Raw genomic sequence first — 19,238 nt, 5'->3', positions numbered from 1 at the left:
GCCCCCTCAGCCGGTCGCGATGCGTGGCGCAAAACGATTGGCGGCGACTTTGGCGACCATTTCCGTTCTGCGGAAATAGATCGCGCGGCCGCAGCGCAGCGGCTTTCGACCTTGGATGAAGACGAACTGCTCGTCGGCACGGGTATCGGCAAGAATTTCGGAGACGGTCGCCAGCCGGCGGGCGCGCTCGGATTTTTGTTCCGAAGCCCCGGTCGAGGCGGTGCCGATCTCGAGCGGCCTGGCGCTCTTGCCGCGGTTTTTGGTTTCGGTGTTGAGAACGACGCCGTGTTCGCCGAGCGCCTCGGAGACGGCGCGCGCCTGTTCGAGCGAGCCGATCGCGGCATAGGAACGCCAGGAAGCGCTCTCGAACCAGGATGCTTTGCCGCTTTCGCCCCATTGCTCACGCAACTGGCCTTCCGATTGGTAGAGCATGACCAGTGAGATGCCGTATTTGCGGCCGGCGTCGCGGGCCCGCGCCAGGGAATTCATGAAACCGAGCCGGGCCACCTCATCGAGAAGGAAGACGACGCGGCCGCCCGGCAGGACGCCGTCGGCCTCGTAGACGGCGTTGAGCAGCGATCCGATGACGACCCGGGCAAGGGCGGGCGTTGATTCCAGCACCTTCATCGGAATGTTGACAAAGAGGTCGAGCCTGCCGGCGACGAGATCGGCGGTGCGGAAACTGTCGCCCGAGACCAGTCTTGCGTAAGCGGGATTGGCGAGCCATTCGGTCTGCTCGCTCATGTTGCCGTAGACGCCGGAAAACGTCTCGGCAACCAGATCCATCAATTGCCCGGCCAGATGACGCCCACGCGGCGACAAGGAGTCTTCATGGATGCGCGCCAGTTCCGCGCGCATCTTCTTCTCAGGCTGCGCCAGCCGTTCGGCGAGGGTGACGAGGTTGCGCCTGGCGTTGCCGAGCGTGGTGTCGAACACGATGTCGGACAAAAGCGCCTCGACGATCGCCTTGCCGCGGCCCTCGAAGAAGGCTTTGCCCGAGGCGCTCGCCGGCGCATCGCGCGTGGCGGAGCTTCTTTCGCCGCAGATCCAGTCGACGACCGAACGGATGTCGCCATCGATCAGCGGCGAATCCTTCGCCAGCCAGTCGAGCGCATTGAAGCCGCCGGTGCGCTTCATGGGATCGATGGCGATGACACGCCGACCCATGGCGGTGCGCGCGGCTGTCAGCATCGGCGCCATCTCCGCGGACGGATCGAGCGTGATGATCGGACCACGATAGCTGAGCAAGGTGGGCACACAGACGGACACCGTCTTATAGGAGCCGGATCCGGCAAAGACGAGACCGTGGGTGCCGCCCCATGAGAGGTCGAAGGTCAATAGCGGCGCCTTGCCGCCCTTGCCCCAGCTTTTTCGATCGCCGGGGTCGAATTGCTGGCCGCGTCGAGCCGGCGCGTCCTGATCGACGCGGTAGGCCTCGCCGATCACCACGCCGCCAAGATTGTTCGGCGCTGCTTGTGAACGCCCACCGGCGCCGAACAGGTTTTGCGCTTCGGCGATGTCCATCCAGTCGGCATGGCCAAACGTGTCGGACGAGGCGCGCTCGACCGGGTTTGTTATGCCTGGCGCGCGCAGCGGCTTGCCGACCAGCGAGCGCAAGCCGGCCCTTGTGGCGAGGAAGCCGAGGGCGCCGGCGTAGAAGATCGACATGTCGGCAACGCGCAGAACCTCCGACCATGGATAGAGCGAGCGGTATTCTATTAGTCGCGAGGCTTCCGGCCAGACCGTCATCGCGGTCGCCACGGCCATTCCGAAGACGGCGGCAACGGCAGTCAGCGGCAGAACCATCCCGGCCCGTCGCAGCAAAAGTGCCACGCCCATCGTGAGGCCGGGACCCACCAACGCGATCGAAGGCCAAGCGGCATAGGCGAGACGATAGACTGCCGACGAGGGGGCGGGGCCGCTAGAATACCAGTCGAGCATAAGCTGTTGCCAAAGGCCGTGGGCATAGCGCCAGGCCGGGTACCAGATGACGAGCGGCAGGATGGCGACGAGCGCCTTTACGCCGGCCTTGGCAAGGTCATAGGAGATGCGCCCGAACATCTTCTGGTCCGTCCGTTATGACCGGCCAGGCTTTGGGCCGCGCACCCGGTCCGGCACATCCTCACCGTCCGAGCCGGCTTGCGGCGCGATGCGACGCAACTCGCCATCATGCTCGGCGGCGAGCGCTGCGACCGCTTCGTAATCGGCCATGCCTTCCCAGTGCTGCAGAAACTTGTTCCAGCGCAGGCGCGCGCCGCGCAGGCGCGTCGAGAACTCGGTCGGCAACGCCGCGGCAAAGGTGACGGTCAGCAGTTGCCTGGTGGCGGCAGCAGCCTTTGCCTCGCGATCGAGCGTTTTCTTGCCGGCCGCCGCCCATGCGGTGATCTGCTTTTCGTCGTGGACGTCCTTCGCCAAGGAGAGCAGGGCGCCGTAAAGCGCTTGCTGCTCGAGATCCAGCAGTCCCGCCTTGTCGATGAGCGTACCGGCCTCGATCAGGCGCCTGGTGTGCTGCTTGCGCTCGTCGGTCTTGATCTTGGCTTCCTGTCGGCGAGCCGCGCCTTTGCTGTTCGAGGCGTGACATGCGTTCGGCGAGCGAAGTTTTGGGCATGGTGATTAAAACCTCCGTGCGTTCTTTCCCCAAGCCCCCGGTGACAATGCCAAGCTTGCGGTTCCAGTACAACCTTATGACGTCCCCCTAAAATGCGGCGCAACTTACCCGAGACATGGATACCACGAGCGGGCCGGCTGGTCGAGAGGGTGACCGCCCTGCCGGGTGTCGATGTTGCGGAATTCGCTGCGCGGCGAATTCCGCAACATCGACACCCGGCAGGCGCGGGTGGTGCTGATCGAGGCCGGCGAGCGGATCCTCGCCAATTTCGCGCCGGAACTCTCGGCCTACGCCCAGAAAGCGCTGGAGCGGCTTGGCGTGACGGTCGAGCTTGGCCGCGCCGTCACGCAACTGGATGCCGAGGGCGTCGTCTTCGGCGATACGCATCTGCCGGCAAAGACCATCCTGTGGGCGGCAGGCGTTGCCGCTTCGCCGGCGGCGGATTGGCTGGGAGCATCGGCCGACCGGGCGGGCAGGGTGCTGGTCGAGCCCGGTCTCACCGTCCCGGGCAGTCCGGACATCTTCGTCATCGGCGACACCGCGCATCTGTTACGGCCGGATGGGAAACCGGTGCCGGGCGTTGCACCCGCGGCCAAGCAGCAGGGCAAGCATGTCGCCGCGACCATCAGGGCGCGGCTCGGCGGCGATACGGTGCAGCGTCCGTTTCGCTACCGGCATGACGGCGACCTGGCGACGATCGGCAAGCGCGCCGCGGCGATCGACTTCGGCTGGATCAAGCTCACCGGCTGGCTTGCCTGGTGGCTCTGGGGCATCGCCCACATCTATTTCCTGATCGACTTCCGCAACCGGCTCGCGGTTTCGCTTAGCTGGCTATGGATATATTTCACCGGACACCGCAGCGCCCGGCTGATCACCCAGGGCGACGACGACAAAGGCTGATTTGCCTTCATCGACGCGTCACCTTGTCGTGATCAACAGGCGATCAGCAGACGTGGACTCAAAGTGCCTTCAGAGCCATGCTCCGTATCCGGGGGCAGGGGTTGTCACGTTGTCGAAGAGGAGGAAAGCAATGTCACAACCGCTCGTCACCCGCCGTTCGCTGCTGGCCGGAGCCGCCGCCACCGGAGCGCTGATCATGCTGCATCCGTTCTCAGCCCGCGCCGCGGCCAATCAGGCGCATCTCAGGATCATGGAAACCACCGACATCCATGTGAACCTGCTCCCCTATGATTACTACGCCGACAAAGCAAACGACACGATGGGCCTGTCGCGCACGGCTTCCTTGATCGACGCGGTGCGCAAGGAAGCCACCAATGCGATGCTGATCGACAATGGCGACCTGCTGCAGGGCAACCCGATGGGCGACTACGTAGCCTATGAGAAGGGCATGAAGGACGGCGATCTGCATCCGGTCATGAAGGGCATGAACCTGCTCGGCTATGAATGCTCGACGCTCGGCAACCACGAATTCAACTACGGCCTGTCCTTCCTGGACAAGGTGCTGGCCGGCGCCAATTTCCCATTCGTGTGCGCGAACCTGATCCGCGGCACCACGCTTGCCGCCAACCCGCGCGACGACAAGCTCTACCTCAAGCCCTATGTCATCCTCGACAAGAAGATCAAGGACGGCTCGGGCGCCGAGCAGCCGATCAAAATCGGCGTCGTCGGCTTCGTACCGCCGCAGATCATGGTCTGGGATCTGAAGAACCTCGAAGGCAACGTCCAGACGCGCGACATCGTCGAAGCGGCCAAGGCCTGGGTACCGCAGATCAGGGAAGAGGGGGCCGACATCGTGATTGCGCTCTCGCATTCGGGCATCGACATCAAGCAGGGCGACAAGATGGAAAACGCCTCCTTCTTCGTCGCTGGCGTCGAGGGCATCGACGCCGTCTTCACCGGCCACCAGCATCTCGTTTTCCCCGGCAAGAAGGATTTCCAGTCGCTCGAAGGCGTCGATACCGAGAAGGGCACGCTGCAGGGCAAGCCGGCGGTGATGGGCGGCTTCTGGGGCTCGCATATGGGCCTGATCGACCTTTTGCTGGAGCGCGACGGCTCGAAATGGCGGGTCGTCTCGGCGACCTCCGAAGCGCGGCCGATCTACGAGCGCGTCGACAACAAGAACAAGGCGACCGTGCCCGACGACAAGCGCATCATCGCGGCGCTGGAGCAGGATCATGAGGCGACGCTCGCCTATGTCCGCCGCCCCGTCGGCAGGACGTCCGCGCCGCTCTATTCCTATTTCGCCTTGGTCGCCGACGATCCGTCGGTGCAGATCGTCAACCAGGCGCAGAGCTGGTATCTGAAGGACATATTGAAGAGCACGCAGTGGAAGGACGTGCCGCTGCTTTCAGCGGCTGCACCCTTCAAGGCCGGCGGCCGCAACGGCGCCGACTATTATACCGAGGTTCCGGTCGGCGACGTCGCCATCAAGAACGTCGCCGACCTCTACCTCTACCCGAACACGGTACGGGCCGTTGAAATCACTGGCGCCGAGGTCAAGGAATGGCTGGAAATGTCGGCCGGCATCTTCAACAGGATCGAGCCGGGCAAGGCCGATCAGCCGCTGATCAACACCGACTTCCCGTCCTATAATTTCGACGTCATCGACGGCGTCACGTACAGGATCGACCTGTCGCAGCCGCCGAAATACGATTCCAAGGGCGGCGTGGCGAACGCCGGCTCCAGCCGTATCGCCGACCTGAGGTTCGACGGCAAACCGATTGATCCGGCAGCCAATTTCGTGGTCGCCACCAACAACTACCGCGCCGGCGGCGGCGGCAATTTCCCCGACATCAACGCCTCGAAGATCATCTACGAGGCGCCGGACACCAACCGCGACGTGATCGTGCGCTACGTCATCGACGAGGGCACGATCAATCCGTCGGCGGACGGCAACTGGTCGTTTGCGCCGCTGGCCGGCGCCAGCGTCGTCTTCGAGACCGGCCCCAGGGCGAAGGATTTTGTCGATCAGGTGAAATCCCCGAAAATTGAGCCGGCGGGCGAGGGCGAGGCGGGATTTGCCAAATACCGCATCACCCTTTGAGTTTCCGTTTGCGGCCAGGGCGACAAGGGCGAAGGCTCGATTCCGTCGGCACCCCTGCCGCGGCCGACGCACCAAACTGCTGGGACCGCATGAAGGCGCAAAAAGCGGTGACCCCGGAGAATTGCCGCCGGGGCGCTCTGGTTACGGCTGGAGACATGCGTTAGTTTTAGCCATGCGTTATGTGATCGTCATCGTCGCCATCACCTTCTTCCTGATCTGGGATGGCCTCTACAACCATGGCTACTATCTCGATGCGACCGTCAGGGAGATGTCGCGCATCGTACGCTTTGTCACCGGCGCGGCCTGAGGTCCGACGCCGCTTGGACGGCAGGCGCGACATCGTTGCCGGTTGACGCGACGGCCCTGCTCCCACAAAAACGCGCTCATCGGTCGATCAAGGAGGCTGGATTGATCCGGCACATCGTTTTCTTCAGCGTGCGGCGCAAAGAGGATGTGGAGGCCGTGCGGTCAGGGCTGCAGGCGCTGGGCAATATCCCGCATTCGAAACACTTCGAGGTCACGCTCAACACCAAGGTCGATCTGTTCTCCAACGCGATCGATGTGGTTGTCTATGCCGAGTTCGAGGACGAGGCCGCTCTCGCCGCCTATAAGGCGCATCCGATCTATGCGGAGACGACCAGCAAGGTGAAGCCCTTGCGCGAGCTGCGCTATTCAGCCGACGTCGTGGCCGCCGCCTGAGCCGGGCAGTCCGCGCCTCCGTCAATGCTTTGAACGCCGGACCTTGAACCGCTCTCCGGAATGGGGCACACCGCGCCGGTATGATCGAAACTTCGACCCATCCGCTCGACCACCTGGTTCTGCCGACGCTGAGCCTCGATATCGCAAGGCAGCGTCTCTCGTCGCTCGGCTTTGTCGTCGCGCCGACCGGCGTCCATCCTTTCGGGACCGAGAACGCATGCGTCTTTTTCGCTGACGGCACCTATCTGGAGCCGGTGGCCGTCGGCGACCAGAAAGCGGCCGGAAAGGCGATCGACGAAGGTAATGTCTTCGTCGCGCGAGACCGCCTTTACCGCCACAAGCTTGGCGACGAGGGCTTTTCTGCGATCGTGTTCGGGACCGCGGATGCCGATGCCGACCAGGTGCGCTATGTCGAAGCAGGCCTGTCGGCCGGCGATATGCTTAGCTTTTCGCGCGTCTTCACCGACACCACGGGCAAAAGCGACACGGCATCGTTCAAACTGGCGTTCGTGGCCGATAGAAAAGCAACGGACGCGTTCCTGTTCGCCTGTCAGCGCATCAACGCGCCGAAGATCGACCGCACCGCCCTGCAGGCGCATGCCAATGGGGTAACCGGCATTGTCGAGATCATTGCTGTCAGCGACGAGCCTTCGAGCCGGGCCGGGCTGGTGTCGACCGCAGCCGGCAAGGTCGCGAAGGACGGTGACAAGGTTGAGTTGCCCAACGCGACCGTCTCCATCCTGAGGCCTGATGCATTTGCTTCCCGCCTCGGCATTCCGGCAGGGCGCGCTTCTGACCTGCGTTTTGCAGCCATCGTTTTGTCGACCCGCAGCACGGCCGATGCCGTGGATCTGCTTGTAGCCAACGCAATCGAATACAACATGAGCGGCAGCGATATCATCGTGCCGCCGGCGCCCGGTCAGGGCGCTGCCTTCATATTTCGGGAGATCCCATGAGTGAGCCCCTGGCGCCCAATGCATCGGTAACCGTCGGCAAGGTCGTCTTCGCCAATAATGCGCCGCTGTCGCTGATCGCCGGCCCCTGTCAGCTCGAATCGCGCCAGCACGCCTTCGACATGGCCGGCGCGCTGAAGGAACTGACCGAGCGGCTGGGCATCGGCCTCGTCTACAAGACCAGCTACGACAAGGCCAACCGCACCTCGCTCTCGGCCACGCGCGGCGCCGGCCTCGAGACGGCGATGCCCATTTTCGACGATTTGCGCAAGACGTTTTCCGTCCCCGTGCTGACGGACGTCCACACCGAGGAGCAATGCGCGATCGTAGCGCCGCATGTCGACGTGCTGCAGATTCCGGCCTTTCTGTCGCGCCAGACCGACATGCTTGTCGCGGCTGCACGGACGGGCAAGGTTGTCAATGTGAAGAAGGGCCAGTTCCTGGCACCGTGGGACATGAAGAATGTAGTCGCCAAGATCACCGGCTCCGGTAACCTGAACGTGCTGACCACCGAACGTGGCGCTTCGTTCGGCTACAACACGCTTGTGTCGGACATGCGCGCGTTGCCGATCATGGCCGAGATCGGTGCTCCAGTGATTTTCGACGCCACCCATTCCGTGCAGCAGCCGGGCGGGCAGGGCGGCTCCTCCGGCGGTGAACGGCGCTTCGTCGCAACGCTGGCTTGCGCGGCCGTCGCCGTCGGCGTTGCCGGGGTCTTCATCGAAACCCACCATGATCCGGACAACTCGACCTCTTCCGACGGCCCCAACATGGTGCCGCTCAAGGACATGCCGGCTTTGCTGGAAAAGCTGATGGCGTTCGACCGCGTCGCCAAGGGGCACTGACATTTGCAGGTGTCCCGGCGAATCCTTGGTCGGCTTGTGGTTGCAGTAAGCAGGCTGTAGCCTCGTTTGCGCAACTGAGCGTCTTGGCAGGAGGAAGCCAATGTCTGTCGCCCGCGTCACCGAGATCACGTCGTCGTCCAAGAAAAGCTTTCAGGACGCGATCGAGAAGGGCATCGCACGCGCCGCAAAGACCCTGAAGAACGTCGAGGGTGCCTGGATCCAGGACCAGAAGATCGTCGTCCAGGACGGCAAGATTGCCGCCTATCGCGTCAACATGAAGGTGACCTTCATCCTGACCGACAGCTAAGCAACAAAGTCTGGAACCTTCGCCTGATCCTCTCATTGTCCAAGCAGACATTGAATCGAGAGGAGCACCACCATGACTACCCCGTCTGGGCATACCGAAGCCATTGCCGCCTCGCGCGTCATCGGCACCTCGGTCTACAATACCGAAGGCAACAGCATTGGCAGCATTGAGGATGTCATGCTGGACAAAATGTCGAATGGCATCATGTTCGCGGTCATCGGCTTCGGCGGTTTCCTCGGCATGGGCGAGAAATATCACGCAATACCGTGGGCGAGCCTCGACTATGACGCGGACAAGGGCGGCTACGTCGTGCCGTTCACCAAGGACCAGCTCAAGGCGGCGCCGGCCTACTCAATCAAGGAATTGACCGGCGGCGACGGCGAGGCGGCCCGCGATGCGTCCTTCCAGTACTATCACGTAAAGCCTTACTGGCATTGACCAGCGCAAGCGGCTGGCTGGAATAGAAAAGGCCCCGGCAAAACCGGGGCCTTGGCGTTGGACTATTCTGCCGCGTGAAAGAGCTCCACCGAGCTCTGCTGGGGTTTCTGACTGTCGCATGAAGTCAGGAACGCCGCCGCGATCAGAAACAAACTCACGATACCGCTCAACTGGGACATGGCGAAACTCCTCCTGTTTCGCCCCGCGCAGCACGAATCATAACCCAGAAGGCGCCCGTGGACGGCATGACTTATGATGACAGAAATTTGCGCTTCGTGAATCCTGCCGCCGGCAATAATTGCGGGCGGCCCGATTGCCTTTTGCGGTGCTTTGGCTAAGAGGGGCGCGACGCTTCAATCGATCAATCGGGGACATCGCAAATGACCGCCATCATCGACATTGTCGGGCGTGAAATCCTGGACAGCCGTGGAAATCCGACCGTCGAGGTCGACGTGGTGCTGGAAGACGGTTCGATGGGCCGCGCCGCGGTGCCATCGGGCGCTTCGACAGGCGCGCATGAGGCGGTGGAGCTGCGCGACGGCGGGCCGCGCTATCTCGGCAAGGGCGTCCAGCGCGCGGTCGAGGCCGTGAACGGCGAACTGTTCGAGGCGATCGGCGGCATGGAAGCAGAGAACCAGATCCATATCGACCAGACGATGATCGAGCTCGACGGCACGCCGAACAAGAGCCGTCTCGGCGCCAACGCCATTCTCGGCGTTTCGCTGGCGGTGGCCAAGGCCGCCGCCGACGCCACCGGCCTGCCGCTCTACCGCTATGTCGGCGGCGCCAAGGCGCATGTCCTGCCGGTGCCGATGATGAACATCATCAATGGCGGCGCCCATGCCGACAATCCGATCGACTTCCAGGAGTTCATGATCCTGCCGGTCGGCGCGCCGACGCTGCGCGACGGCGTGCGCTGGGGCTCGGAGATCTTCCACACGCTGAGGAAGAAGCTGAAGGACGCCGGCCACAATACCAATGTCGGCGACGAGGGCGGCTTCGCCCCCAACCTGAAGAGCGCGCCGGCCGCGCTCGATTTCATCATGGAATCGATCGAGAAGGCCGGCTTCAAGCCCGGCGAGGACGTGGCGCTCGGCCTCGACTGCGCGGCGACCGAGTTCTTCAAGGACGGCAACTACGTTTATGAGGGCGAGAAGAAGACGCGCGATCCGAAGGCGCAGGCGAAATACCTTGCCAAGCTCGCTTCCGACTATCCGATCGTCACCATCGAGGACGGCCTTGCCGAGGACGACTGGGAGGGCTGGAAGATCCTGACCGACCTGATCGGCAAGAAGACCCAGCTCGTCGGCGACGATCTGTTTGTCACCAACACGGCACGCCTGCGCGACGGTATCCGCATGGGCGTTGCGAACTCGATCCTGGTCAAGGTCAACCAGATCGGCTCGCTGACCGAGACGCTGGATGCCGTCGAGACCGCGCACAAGGCCGGCTACACCGCCGTCATGTCGCACCGCTCGGGAGAGACCGAGGATTCGACCATTGCCGACCTCGCGGTCGCCACCAATTGCGGGCAGATCAAGACCGGCTCGCTGTCGCGCTCCGACCGCATGGCCAAGTACAACCAGCTCATCCGCATCGAGGAAGGGCTCGGCAAGCAGGCGCGCTACGCCGGCAAGTCGGTGTTCAAGGACTGATCCTGAGCAATTTCCGGGAACGTGACGGGCAGATCATTCGTCCAGCCCGCCAGGGGGCGCCGCATCACCTCAGGCGGCTCACCTTGAGGTTGGATGCATGTCGTCGCCAAGCTGCGGCGCGTTTTTGGCGACATGCACTGATCCTGTGAAAGGCCCGCCGCCGCTCACACGCTTTCCGTGCGATGCACGCTCAGCGCCGCCGAGAGGTTCCCCGTTATCTTCTGCATCACATCGGGAAGGCTTCGGTCGACGCCGTAGACGAAGCCTGGGAAATCGAGCGGCTTCTGCTCGGACCAGATTGCCTCGTGCTGGTCCGGGGGCAGGACCCGGGCCGGATCGCCAACCGCGATCCACCCGATCGGCACGACCGTGCCGGGCTCGAGGCGGGTACGCAGGTGAACGGTGCCATTGATGCGAACCTCAGAGCCACGCTCGATGTGCGCACCATGGAAAACCGCCGCGCCCGTGGCGATGAAGACCTCGTCCGCGACTTCTGCGCCAACCACGTGGCAATTGGGGCCGACGAGGCAATGGTTCCCTATCGTGCAAGGGTGGTGTTGCGTGGCGCGGATCACGGCATTCTCCAACACGATACAGTTGCGGCCGATGCGGATCGAGCCGCCTGCCTCCGCCACAAGGCGGGCGCCATGCATAACCCGGCTGCCGGCGCCAATGACGACATCGCCACACACGGTAGCGTCCGGGGCGACCCACGCATCGGCGTCGATGGCCGGCTCATGCCCACCGTAAGAAATGATCATCGCACACTCTCCTCTTTCTCGATCTCAGCCGCGCGACAGCCGATCGGGCAAACCTCAGCTCCGCAAAGGTCATGCTCGCAGAGGCGACACGTTGTCCTGGCGAAGGCGCGGGAAGTCGTCGCGCCGACAAGGATCTTATCCACCATGGACACAAAGCGCTGCCGCTCGTCCGGCTGCAGTGCAGACAGCAGTCCGTCGAGCATGGCGAGCCGGAGAGCCTGCATCTGCCTGACCTGGGCGTGACCGCTCTGCGTCAGCGTCAGCGGCGTGACACGACCTTTCGGTTTGCCACGCACAATCAGCGCCTGCCGTTCCAGCCCGTCGATCAAGCGCACAGCGGTCGGTTGACTGACGCCGACAATTTCAGCGAGTTCGGTCGTCGTCAGCCCCGGCTTGAAATGCAGCATCGACAGCACCGCCGCCGCGCTCGGTGACAGCTCTCGCAAGGACGCTTCCGTCCTGTCGCGAATCATCGCGCCGAGCGCACCGAGCTTGTTGGCGTCCAATTGTTGCATAGCGTATGCATATATCATTTTGGATCAGGATCAACTTCTTTCTCACGCGCCGCGATCGCGAACGCGTTGAGCAACCAGATAGGCGACAGGATGCGACCTGCCGGACCAGGCCATTCCCGCTCGCCGATTCCATGGGCCCGTAACCGTCCGTTAAGCACAATCGGGCGAAAAGATTCGGACCGCCGCATGCGTTCGCGGCCGCGAGGGTTCGGGTCATGTGGACACGTCAGCACAAGCAGAGAAACACCGGCAGGCTGATCATTCCGTCGCTCTGCGTGCTGTTTCTCGCCTATTTCGGCTTCCATGCCTATCACGGCGAGTTCGGAATCTACTCCAAGTATCGGCTGCAGGCCCAGGCGGCCGAACTGCAGGCCCAGTTCGACGCCGTCAAGGCGCGCCGGGTCGACTTCGAACGCCGTGTCCAGCTCATGCATGAAGGCACGCTGGAGAAGGATATGCTTGACGAGCAGGCCCGAAAGGCGCTCAATCTGTCCCAGCCGGACGAAATCACCATAATGCTGCCCGCCCCTACGAAATAACCGCATTTTGGTTAATCTCACTTATTCGCAATGATTCTAACCGCTTAGATGCATGCCAGCCATGCATTTTTCAGCATGGCGCAATGCATCCTTGCGTGTTAGCCTCTCTCAAATCGTTTGGGAGACGCTCGCTCTCCCTGAATGTCCGCGAAGAGACGCCAACAGGGAGTGATGCATGGCCACCGCCGCCAGAAAAGCGCCTGCCAAGTCCAAATCCAGATCTGACGGCAAATCGTCGAGCCTTTCCACCCCCAAGCCAGCCGAATTCACCAAGGACGAAGAGCTAGCCGCCTACCGGCACATGCTGCTCATCCGCCGCTTCGAGGAGAAGGCCGGCCAGCTCTACGGCATGGGCTTCATCGGCGGCTTCTGCCACCTCTATATCGGCCAGGAGGCCGTCGTCACCGGCATGAAGATGGCGCTGATCGAGGGCGACCAGATGATCACCGCCTATCGCGACCACGGCCATATGCTGGCGATGGAGCTGTCGCCGCGCGGCGTCATGGCCGAGCTCACAGGGCGTCGCGGTGGCCTGTCGAAAGGCAAGGGCGGCTCCATGCACATGTTCTCCAAGGAGAAGCATTTCTATGGCGGCCACGGCATCGTCGGCGCGCAGGTGTCGCTCGGCACCGGTCTCGCCTTCGCCAACCGCTATCGTGACAACAAGAATGTCTCGCTGACCTATTTCGGCGACGGCGCCGCCAATCAGGGCCAGGTCTACGAGAGCTTCAACATGGCTTCGCTCTGGAAGCTGCCGGTGATCTACATCATCGAGAACAACCGCTACGCCATGGGGACGTCGGTGTCGCGCTCGTCCGCCGAGACCGACTTCTCCAACCGCGGCGCTTCCTTCAAGATCCCCGGCATTCAGGTCGACGGCATGGATGTGCGCGCGGTCAAGGCTGCCGGCGAGGTCGCTGCCGAATGGTGCCGCGCCGGCAACGGCCCGCTGATCCTCGAGATGCAGACCTATCGCTATCGCGGCCACTCGATGTCCGATCCGGCGAAATACCGCTCCAAGGAGGAAGTGCAGAAGATGCGCTCCGAGCACGACCCGATCGAGCAGGTCCGGGCGCGGCTGATGGACAAGAAGTGGGCGAGCGAGGACGAGCTCAAAGCAATCGACAAGGAGGTTCGCGACGTCGTCGCCGATGCCGCTGAATTCGCCCAGAACGACGCCGAGCCGGATCCGTCCGAGCTCTGGACCGACATCGTACTTTAAAGGGAGGGCAAGGACATGCCGATCGAGATTCTCATGCCCGCGCTTTCCCCGACGATGGAAGAGGGCAATCTTTCCAAATGGCTTAAGAGCGAAGGCGACAAGGTTGTCGCCGGCGACGTCATCGCCGAGATCGAAACCGACAAGGCGACGATGGAAGTCGAGGCCGTCGACGAAGGCACGCTCGCCAAGATCGTGGTTCCCGCCGGTACCGAGGGCGTCAAGGTCAACGCGGTGATAGCCGTGCTTGCGGTGGACGGCGAAGACGTCGACAAGGCCGGCGAAGGCATCGGCGAAGAAGAGCCTGCCAAACCTGAAACAGCCAAGCCTGAAACAGCCGCGGCAGCGCCGGCGCCGGGTGCGGCCAAGAACGAAGCTGCGGCACCTGTCGCGACCGCACCGAAAGCGGAAGTCGCGGCCGATCCTGACATTCCCGCCGGCACCGAGATGGTTTCGACCACCGTGCGCGAGGCGCTTCGCGATGCGATGGCTGAAGAAATGCGCCGCGACGGCGACGTCTTCGTCATGGGCGAGGAGGTTGCTGAGTACCAGGGCGCCTACAAGATCACGCAAGGGCTGCTGCAGGAATTCGGCCCGCGCCGCGTCGTCGACACGCCGATCACCGAGCATGGCTTTGCCGGCGTCGGCGTCGGCGCGGCCATGGCCGGGCTGAAGCCGATCGTCGAGTTCATGACCTTCAACTTCGCCATGCAGGCGATCGACCAGATCATCAACTCGGCCGCCAAGACGCTCTATATGTCCGGCGGCCAGATGGGCGCGCCGATCGTCTTCCGTGGGCCGAACGGCGCAGCCGCCCGTGTCGCCGCGCAGCACTCGCAGTGCTATGCCGCCTGGTACAGCCATATCCCGGGCCTGAAAGTGGTGATGCCGTATACGGCGGCCGACGCCAAGGGCCTGCTCAAGGCGGCGATCCGCGACCCGAACCCGGTCATCTTTCTCGAGAACGAAATCCTCTACGGCCACTCCTTCGACGTGCCGAAGCTCGACGATTTCGTGCTGCCGATCGGCAAGGCGCGCATCCACAAGCAGGGCAAGGACGTCACCATCGTCTCCTTCGGCATCGGCATGACCTATGCCATCAAGGCGGAAGCCGAACTGCGCGGCATGGGCATCGATGCCGAGATCATCGACTTGAGAACCATCCGTCCGCTCGACTTCGACACGGTCATCGCCTCGGTAAAGAAGACCAACCGCCTCGTGGTGGTGGAAGAAGGCTTCCCGCAGAGCTCGGTCGGCGACCACATCGCCAGCCAGGTGTCGCAGCGCGCCTTCGACTTCCTCGATGCGCCGGTCATCACCATCGCCGGCAAGGACGTGCCGATGCCTTACGCGGCGAATCTCGAGAAGCTGGCATTGCCCAATGTCGGCGAGGTCGTCGAGGCGGTCAAAGCTGTTACCTATCGCTAGGAAACAACGCGGATGCCGTCTCTCTGGGTCCTGGCCGCCGTCATTGTCCCCACCATTGCCGTGGCCTTTTTTGTGCGCTCGATGACAGGAAAGTTCGACGCGGTCTTGCTGATGCTCAGCGGTGTCGCCTCGCTTGTCCTGGCAATTGTCGCAACTGGTTCCGCACAGGTTGATCAAACCGGTGGCATGATGAGCCTCGAAATGAGCAAAAGCAGCTTTCATTTCGGAGTCTTGCCACCAGTGTTCATCGTCGCCACGCTGACCGTCATGCGCGGCCTGTTCAAATTCATTCAGGAGTGAGCGATGCCCATTAACATCACTATGCCGGCGCTCTCGCCAACGATGGAAGAAGGCAATCTCGCGAAGTGGCTGGTCAAGGAAGGCGACAAGGTTTCGCCCGGCGACGTGATCGCCGAGATCGAGACCGACAAGGCGACGATGGAAGTCGAAGCCGTCGATGAAGGCACGGTCGCCAAGCTGGTCGTTCCGGCCGGCACCGAAGGCGTCAAGGTCAATGCGGTGATCGCCATCCTGGCCGGCGAAGGCGAGGATGCCGGCGCTGCCGCGAAGAGCGATGGCGGCGCCGCGCCCAAGGCTGAGGCCCCCAAGGCGAAAGCTCCGAAAGCCGATGCGCCGAAGGCCGACGCGCCCAAGGAAGCGCCGAAGCCGGCAGCCGCAGCGCCTGCGCCGGCGAAGGCCGAGCCCGCTCCGGTCGCCAACGGCCACGCCGGCGGCGAGCGCGTGTTCGCCTCGCCGCTCGCCCGCCGCATCGCCAAGGATGCCGGCGTCGACGTGGCGGCGCTGACCGGCTCCGGCCCGCATGGCCGCGTGGTGAAGGTAGACGTCGAGGCGGCGATCGCTTCCGGCGGCGCCAAGGCGGCGCCTGCCGCCAAGGCTCCCGCGGGCGCGCCGGCCGCTCCGGGGCCTGCGCCGAAGCCGATGTCGGACGATCAGGTGCTGAAGCTGTTCGCCGAAGGCTCCTACGATCTCGTCCCGCACGACAATATGCGCAAGACCATCGCGCGCCGCCTGGTCGAGGCCAAGAGCACCATTCCGCATTTCTACCTGACGCTCGACTGCGAGCTCGACGCGCTCTTGGCGCTGCGCACGCAGCTCAACGCCGCCGCGCCGATGAAGAAGTCCGAGAAGGGCGAGGTTCCCGGCTACAAGCTCTCGGTCAACGACATGGTGATCAAGGCGATGGCCATGGCGCTGATGGCGGTGCCGGACGCCAACGCCTCCTGGACCGACAATGCCATGGTCAAGCACAAGCATGCCGATGTCGGCGTTGCCGTCTCGATCCCCGGCGGCCTGATCACGCCCATCATCCGCCGCGCCGACGAAAAGACGTTGTCCACCATCTCCAACGAGATGAAGGACCTCGCCAGCCGCGCCCGCAGCCGCAAGTTGAAGCCCGAGGAATATCAAGGCGGCACGACAGCCGTCTCCAATCTCGGCATGTTCGGCGTCAAGGACTTCGCCGCCGTCATCAACCCGCCGCACGCGACGATCCTTGCGGTCGGCGCGGGTGAAGAACGCGCGGTGGTGAAGAAAGGCGAGATCAAAATAGCCACTGTGATGTCGGTGACGCTGTCCACCGACCACCGCGCCGTCGATGGCGCGCTTGGCGCGGAGCTGCTCGGCGCCTTCAAGCGCATCATCGAAAATCCGATGGGCATGCTGGTGTAGGAAGGAAAAAGGCGGTGCGGAAATTCTTCACCAGCCTTTTCGCCTTCATCCTTTCCGGTCTGGCCGGCGCGCTGGTTGTTCAAGAGCTGGCCGTGCTCACCGGCGCGACCGAGGAATACATACTGGTCTTCGCGGCGACGGTGATGATCATCATCGTGGTGACGATCGCCTTCTTTCTGGTCCAGTTCCGGGCCGAGCCGGTGCGGGCGGTCGACCGCATGCTGTGGTGGCTGCTTGCGATCTTCGGGATCCTGCTGATCGCGCTCGCCGGCTGGACGTTATCGGTGCCGGCCGAGAACCGGGCGACCGCCAGCGACCTTTCGATCGTTGCCGGGCTGATCCTGCCCGGCGTCGTGGCGATCATCGTGCAATGGCGGTTCGTGCGCTGGCGACTGAAGCGCTCGTCGGCGGGGTTCGGCAGGGGTGGGGCAAGCACATGAAGACAATCCTCTGCTATGGCGACTCGCTGACCTGGGGCTACGACGCCGCCGGCCTCGGCCGCCATGCGATCGAGGACCGCTGGCCGAGCGTGCTCGAAGAGGCGCTGGGCGACGGCATCGAGGTCGTCGCCGAGGGCCTGAACGGCCGCACCACCGCCTTCGATGATTACCTGGCCGGTGCCGACCGCAACGGCGCGAGAACGCTGCCGACGATCCTCACGACGCACGCGCCGCTCGACCTGGTCATTTTCATGCTCGGCGCCAACGACATGAAGCCGTGGATCCACGGCAATCCGGTCGCCGCCAAGCAGGGCGTCCAGCGCCTGATCGACATCGTGCGCGGTCACGATTATCCGTTCGGCTGGCCGGCGCCGCAGATTCTCGTCGTCGCGCCACCCGCCGTGACGCGCACCGACAATGCCGAATTCAAGGAGATGTTCGCCGGCGGCGACGATGCCTCCAAGCGTCTGGCGCCGCAATATTCCGCGCTCGCCGACGAGGCCGGCTGCGGCTTCTTCGATGCCGGCTCCGTGGCGACGACCACGCCGCTCGACGGCGTCCATCTCGATGCGGAAAACACGCGGCGCATCGGCCAGGCGCTGGCCCCGCTCGTGCGTGTGATGCTTTCACTCTAACCCTCAGAAAGATCAGGGAGAAAACCCGTGGCTGAATCCTACGACGTCATCATCATCGGCTCCGGCCCCGGCGGCTATGTGACCGCGGTGCGTTCCGCTCAGCTCGGCTTCAAGACGGCGATCGTCGAGCGCGAGCATCTCGGCGGCATCTGTCTGAACTGGGGCTGCATCCCGACCAAGGCGCTGCTGCGCTCGGCCGAGATCATGCATTATTCGGACCACCTCAAGGATTACGGCCTGAAGCTCGACGGCAAGGTCAGCCCCGACACGGCGGCGGTTGTCGACCGCTCGCGCAAGGTTTCGCTCAGGCTGAACGGCGGCGTCGCCTTCCTGATGAAGAAGAACAAGGTCGACGTCATCTGGGGCGAGGCCAAGCTAACCAAGCCCGGTGAGATCATCGTCTCCAAGACCGCCAAGAAGCCGATGGAGCCGCAGCCGCCCGTGCCGAAGGGCGTCAAGGGCGAGGGTACCTATACGGCCAAGCACATCATCCTTGCGACCGGCGCCAGGCCGCGGGCGCTGCCCGGCATCGAGCCGGACGGCAAGCTGATCTGGACCTATTTCGAGGCGATGGTGCCGAAGGAGATGCCGAAGTCGCTGCTGGTGATGGGCTCCGGCGCCATCGGCATCGAATTCGCCTCCTTCTACCGCACCATGGGCGCCGACGTGACGGTGGTCGAGCTGCTGCCGGCGGTGATGCCGGTCGAGGACGCCGAGGTCTCGAAATTCGCGCAAAAACAGTTCGAGAAGCAGGGAATGAAGATCCTGCTCGAGGCCAAGGTGACGAAGGTCGAGAAAGGCGCCAACTCGGTCACGGCGCATGTCGAGATGAAGGACGGCAAGGTCGAGAAGATCACCGCCGACCGCATGATCTCGGCCGTCGGCGTGCAGGGCAACATCGAGGGCCTCGGCCTCGAGGCGCTCGGCGTGAAGACGGATCGCGGCTGCGTCGTCGTCGACGGCTACGGCAAGACGAATGTGCCCGGCATCTACGCCATCGGCGACGTGGCCGGGCCGCCGATGCTCGCCCACAAGGCCGAGCACGAGGGCGTCGTCTGCATCGAGAAGATCGCCAATTTCCCGGGCGTGCACGCCACCGACAAGCTGAAGATCCCCGGCTGCACTTATTGCAGCCCGCAGGTCGCCTCGGTCGGCCTCACCGAAGCCAGGGCCAAGGCCGAGGGCAAGGACATCCGCGTCGGCCGTTTCCAGTTCGGCGCCAACGGCAAGGCCATCGCGCTCGGCGAGGACCAGGGCTTCATCAAGACCATCTTCGACAAGAAGACGGGCCAGCTTCTCGGCGCGCATATGATCGGCGCCGAGGTGACCGAGCTCATCCAGGGCTTCGTGGTCGCGATGAACCTGGAAACCACCGAAGAAGAGCTGATGCACACCATCTTCCCGCATCCGACGCTGTCGGAGATGATGAAGGAAAGCGTGCTCGACGCCTATGGCCGCGCTTTGAACGCATGATAGATTGGGCGGGCGAGACTCAGACGCGGC

21 protein-coding genes and 1 pseudogene are annotated in these 19,238 nt (G+C 63.5%); 18 read left to right on the top strand and 4 right to left on the bottom strand.

Annotated features, from left to right (window positions below; translation table 11 throughout):
- Window positions 1-6 precede the first annotated feature (6 nt).
- Together EJ067_RS33375 and traD are read right to left on the bottom strand one after the other, a co-directional pair.
- Window positions 7-2,061 (bottom strand): type IV secretory system conjugative DNA transfer family protein, encoded by a 2,055-nt coding sequence (locus EJ067_RS33375; RefSeq protein ID WP_126089309.1) that lies wholly within the window; start codon window positions 2,059-2,061, stop codon window positions 7-9.
- Window positions 2,062-2,076: 15 nt separating this feature from the next.
- Window positions 2,077-2,475 (bottom strand): conjugal transfer protein TraD, encoded by a 399-nt coding sequence (gene traD / locus EJ067_RS33370; RefSeq protein ID WP_245468372.1) that lies wholly within the window; start codon window positions 2,473-2,475, stop codon window positions 2,077-2,079.
- Between traD and EJ067_RS35595 the strand changes: the two genes are divergently transcribed.
- From EJ067_RS35595 to eno, 10 genes and pseudogenes are all read left to right on the top strand, one after another.
- Window positions 2,440-2,613: a hypothetical protein gene (locus EJ067_RS35595; protein WP_245468106.1), complete on the top strand. Its 174-nt coding sequence runs from the start codon at window positions 2,440-2,442 to the stop codon at window positions 2,611-2,613. The genes traD and EJ067_RS35595 overlap by 36 nt on opposite strands.
- A 175-nt stretch (window positions 2,614-2,788) precedes the next feature.
- A pseudogene (locus tag EJ067_RS33365) lies at window positions 2,789-3,508 on the top strand (FAD-dependent oxidoreductase); the annotation flags it as partial.
- Window positions 3,509-3,638: 130 nt separating this feature from the next.
- Window positions 3,639-5,612 (top strand): bifunctional 2',3'-cyclic-nucleotide 2'-phosphodiesterase/3'-nucleotidase, encoded by a 1,974-nt coding sequence (locus EJ067_RS33360; RefSeq protein WP_126089307.1) that lies wholly within the window; start codon window positions 3,639-3,641, stop codon window positions 5,610-5,612.
- A 172-nt stretch (window positions 5,613-5,784) separates the two neighbouring features.
- A complete protein-coding gene (locus EJ067_RS35745; RefSeq protein WP_281058947.1) occupies window positions 5,785-5,919 on the top strand; it encodes a hypothetical protein in 135 nt (44 codons plus the stop codon).
- 101 nt (window positions 5,920-6,020) lie between these two features.
- Window positions 6,021-6,311: a Dabb family protein gene (locus EJ067_RS33355; RefSeq protein ID WP_126089306.1), complete on the top strand. Its 291-nt coding sequence runs from the start codon at window positions 6,021-6,023 to the stop codon at window positions 6,309-6,311.
- Window positions 6,312-6,391: 80 nt separating this feature from the next.
- The gene (locus EJ067_RS33350; protein ID WP_126089305.1) at window positions 6,392-7,267 is read left to right on the top strand and encodes a VOC family protein; all 876 of its coding nucleotides are present in this window, start codon (window positions 6,392-6,394) and stop codon (window positions 7,265-7,267) included.
- Window positions 7,264-8,109 (top strand): 3-deoxy-8-phosphooctulonate synthase, encoded by an 846-nt coding sequence (gene kdsA, locus EJ067_RS33345; RefSeq protein ID WP_126089304.1) that lies wholly within the window; start codon window positions 7,264-7,266, stop codon window positions 8,107-8,109. The genes EJ067_RS33350 and kdsA overlap by 4 nt, the downstream gene beginning before the upstream one ends.
- A 100-nt stretch (window positions 8,110-8,209) precedes the next feature.
- Window positions 8,210-8,416, top strand: coding sequence for a dodecin family protein (locus tag EJ067_RS33340; protein ID WP_126089303.1), 207 nt, complete (start codon window positions 8,210-8,212; stop codon window positions 8,414-8,416).
- Window positions 8,417-8,488: 72 nt separating this feature from the next.
- A complete protein-coding gene (locus tag EJ067_RS33335) occupies window positions 8,489-8,854 on the top strand; it encodes a PRC-barrel domain-containing protein (RefSeq protein ID WP_126089302.1) in 366 nt (121 codons plus the stop codon).
- Between the two features lie 380 nt (window positions 8,855-9,234).
- Entirely contained in the window at window positions 9,235-10,509 is a 1,275-nt protein-coding gene (gene eno / locus EJ067_RS33330; RefSeq protein ID WP_126089301.1) for a phosphopyruvate hydratase, read from the top strand.
- Window positions 10,510-10,673: 164 nt separating this feature from the next.
- Here the strand turns inward: eno and EJ067_RS33325 are convergent, their stop codons facing one another.
- Complete coding sequence (locus tag EJ067_RS33325; protein WP_126089300.1) at window positions 10,674-11,270, bottom strand: gamma carbonic anhydrase family protein; 597 nt, start codon at window positions 11,268-11,270, stop codon at window positions 10,674-10,676.
- Window positions 11,267-11,785 carry a MarR family transcriptional regulator gene (locus tag EJ067_RS33320; protein WP_245468105.1) on the bottom strand — a complete coding sequence of 173 codons (519 nt, stop codon included), beginning with the start codon at window positions 11,783-11,785 and terminating at the stop codon, window positions 11,267-11,269. The genes EJ067_RS33325 and EJ067_RS33320 overlap by 4 nt, the downstream gene beginning before the upstream one ends.
- Window positions 11,786-12,000: 215 nt before the next feature.
- Between EJ067_RS33320 and EJ067_RS33315 the strand changes: the two genes are divergently transcribed.
- The 8 genes from EJ067_RS33315 (at window position 12,001) to lpdA (ending at window position 19,208) form a co-directional block, all read left to right on the top strand.
- On the top strand, window positions 12,001-12,324 hold the full coding sequence (locus tag EJ067_RS33315) for a septum formation initiator family protein (RefSeq protein ID WP_126089298.1): 324 nt from the start codon (window positions 12,001-12,003) through the stop codon (window positions 12,322-12,324).
- Between the two features lie 175 nt (window positions 12,325-12,499).
- Entirely contained in the window at window positions 12,500-13,546 is a 1,047-nt protein-coding gene (gene pdhA, locus EJ067_RS33310; protein WP_126089297.1) for a pyruvate dehydrogenase (acetyl-transferring) E1 component subunit alpha, read from the top strand.
- A gap of 15 nt (window positions 13,547-13,561) precedes the next feature.
- A complete protein-coding gene (locus EJ067_RS33305; protein WP_126089296.1) occupies window positions 13,562-14,971 on the top strand; it encodes a pyruvate dehydrogenase complex E1 component subunit beta in 1,410 nt (469 codons plus the stop codon).
- Window positions 14,972-14,983: 12 nt separating this feature from the next.
- On the top strand, window positions 14,984-15,271 hold the full coding sequence (locus tag EJ067_RS33300) for a hypothetical protein (protein WP_126089295.1): 288 nt from the start codon (window positions 14,984-14,986) through the stop codon (window positions 15,269-15,271).
- A 3-nt stretch (window positions 15,272-15,274) separates the two neighbouring features.
- Entirely contained in the window at window positions 15,275-16,660 is a 1,386-nt protein-coding gene (locus tag EJ067_RS33295; RefSeq protein WP_126089294.1) for a pyruvate dehydrogenase complex dihydrolipoamide acetyltransferase, read from the top strand.
- 14 nt (window positions 16,661-16,674) lie between these two features.
- Window positions 16,675-17,100 (top strand): hypothetical protein, encoded by a 426-nt coding sequence (locus tag EJ067_RS33290; RefSeq protein WP_126089293.1) that lies wholly within the window; start codon window positions 16,675-16,677, stop codon window positions 17,098-17,100.
- A complete protein-coding gene (locus EJ067_RS33285; RefSeq protein ID WP_126089292.1) occupies window positions 17,097-17,735 on the top strand; it encodes an SGNH/GDSL hydrolase family protein in 639 nt (212 codons plus the stop codon). The genes EJ067_RS33290 and EJ067_RS33285 overlap by 4 nt, the downstream gene beginning before the upstream one ends.
- Window positions 17,736-17,762: 27 nt before the next feature.
- The gene (gene lpdA / locus EJ067_RS33280; protein WP_126089291.1) at window positions 17,763-19,208 is read left to right on the top strand and encodes a dihydrolipoyl dehydrogenase; all 1,446 of its coding nucleotides are present in this window, start codon (window positions 17,763-17,765) and stop codon (window positions 19,206-19,208) included.
- Window positions 19,209-19,238 lie beyond the last annotated feature (30 nt).

The sequence above is a fragment of the Mesorhizobium sp. M1D.F.Ca.ET.043.01.1.1 genome (genome assembly GCF_003952385.1).
Classification (GTDB): Bacteria; Pseudomonadota; Alphaproteobacteria; order Rhizobiales; family Rhizobiaceae; genus Mesorhizobium.
This window is presented reverse-complemented; position numbering and strand designations above follow the sequence as displayed.

Bases quoted from the DNA above. Each gene is read 5' to 3' on its own strand.
- EJ067_RS33375 (WP_126089309.1), bottom strand. From the start codon at position 2,061: ATGTTCGGGCGCATCTCCTATGACCTTGCCAAGGCCGGCGTAAAGGCG.
- EJ067_RS33360 (WP_126089307.1), top strand. From the start codon at position 3,639: ATGTCACAACCGCTCGTCACCCGCCGTTCGCTGCTGGCCGGAGCCGCC.
- EJ067_RS35745 (WP_281058947.1), top strand. From the start codon at position 5,785: ATGCGTTATGTGATCGTCATCGTCGCCATCACCTTCTTCCTGATCTGG.
- EJ067_RS33350 (WP_126089305.1), top strand. From the start codon at position 6,392: ATGATCGAAACTTCGACCCATCCGCTCGACCACCTGGTTCTGCCGACG.
- kdsA (WP_126089304.1), top strand. From the start codon at position 7,264: ATGAGTGAGCCCCTGGCGCCCAATGCATCGGTAACCGTCGGCAAGGTC.
- EJ067_RS33340 (WP_126089303.1), top strand. From the start codon at position 8,210: ATGTCTGTCGCCCGCGTCACCGAGATCACGTCGTCGTCCAAGAAAAGC.
- EJ067_RS33335 (WP_126089302.1), top strand. From the start codon at position 8,489: ATGACTACCCCGTCTGGGCATACCGAAGCCATTGCCGCCTCGCGCGTC.
- eno (WP_126089301.1), top strand. From the start codon at position 9,235: ATGACCGCCATCATCGACATTGTCGGGCGTGAAATCCTGGACAGCCGT.
- EJ067_RS33325 (WP_126089300.1), bottom strand. From the start codon at position 11,270: ATGATCATTTCTTACGGTGGGCATGAGCCGGCCATCGACGCCGATGCG.
- EJ067_RS33320 (WP_245468105.1), bottom strand. From the start codon at position 11,785: ATGCAACAATTGGACGCCAACAAGCTCGGTGCGCTCGGCGCGATGATT.
- EJ067_RS33315 (WP_126089298.1), top strand. From the start codon at position 12,001: ATGTGGACACGTCAGCACAAGCAGAGAAACACCGGCAGGCTGATCATT.
- pdhA (WP_126089297.1), top strand. From the start codon at position 12,500: ATGGCCACCGCCGCCAGAAAAGCGCCTGCCAAGTCCAAATCCAGATCT.
- EJ067_RS33305 (WP_126089296.1), top strand. From the start codon at position 13,562: ATGCCGATCGAGATTCTCATGCCCGCGCTTTCCCCGACGATGGAAGAG.
- EJ067_RS33300 (WP_126089295.1), top strand. From the start codon at position 14,984: ATGCCGTCTCTCTGGGTCCTGGCCGCCGTCATTGTCCCCACCATTGCC.
- EJ067_RS33295 (WP_126089294.1), top strand. From the start codon at position 15,275: ATGCCCATTAACATCACTATGCCGGCGCTCTCGCCAACGATGGAAGAA.
- EJ067_RS33285 (WP_126089292.1), top strand. From the start codon at position 17,097: ATGAAGACAATCCTCTGCTATGGCGACTCGCTGACCTGGGGCTACGAC.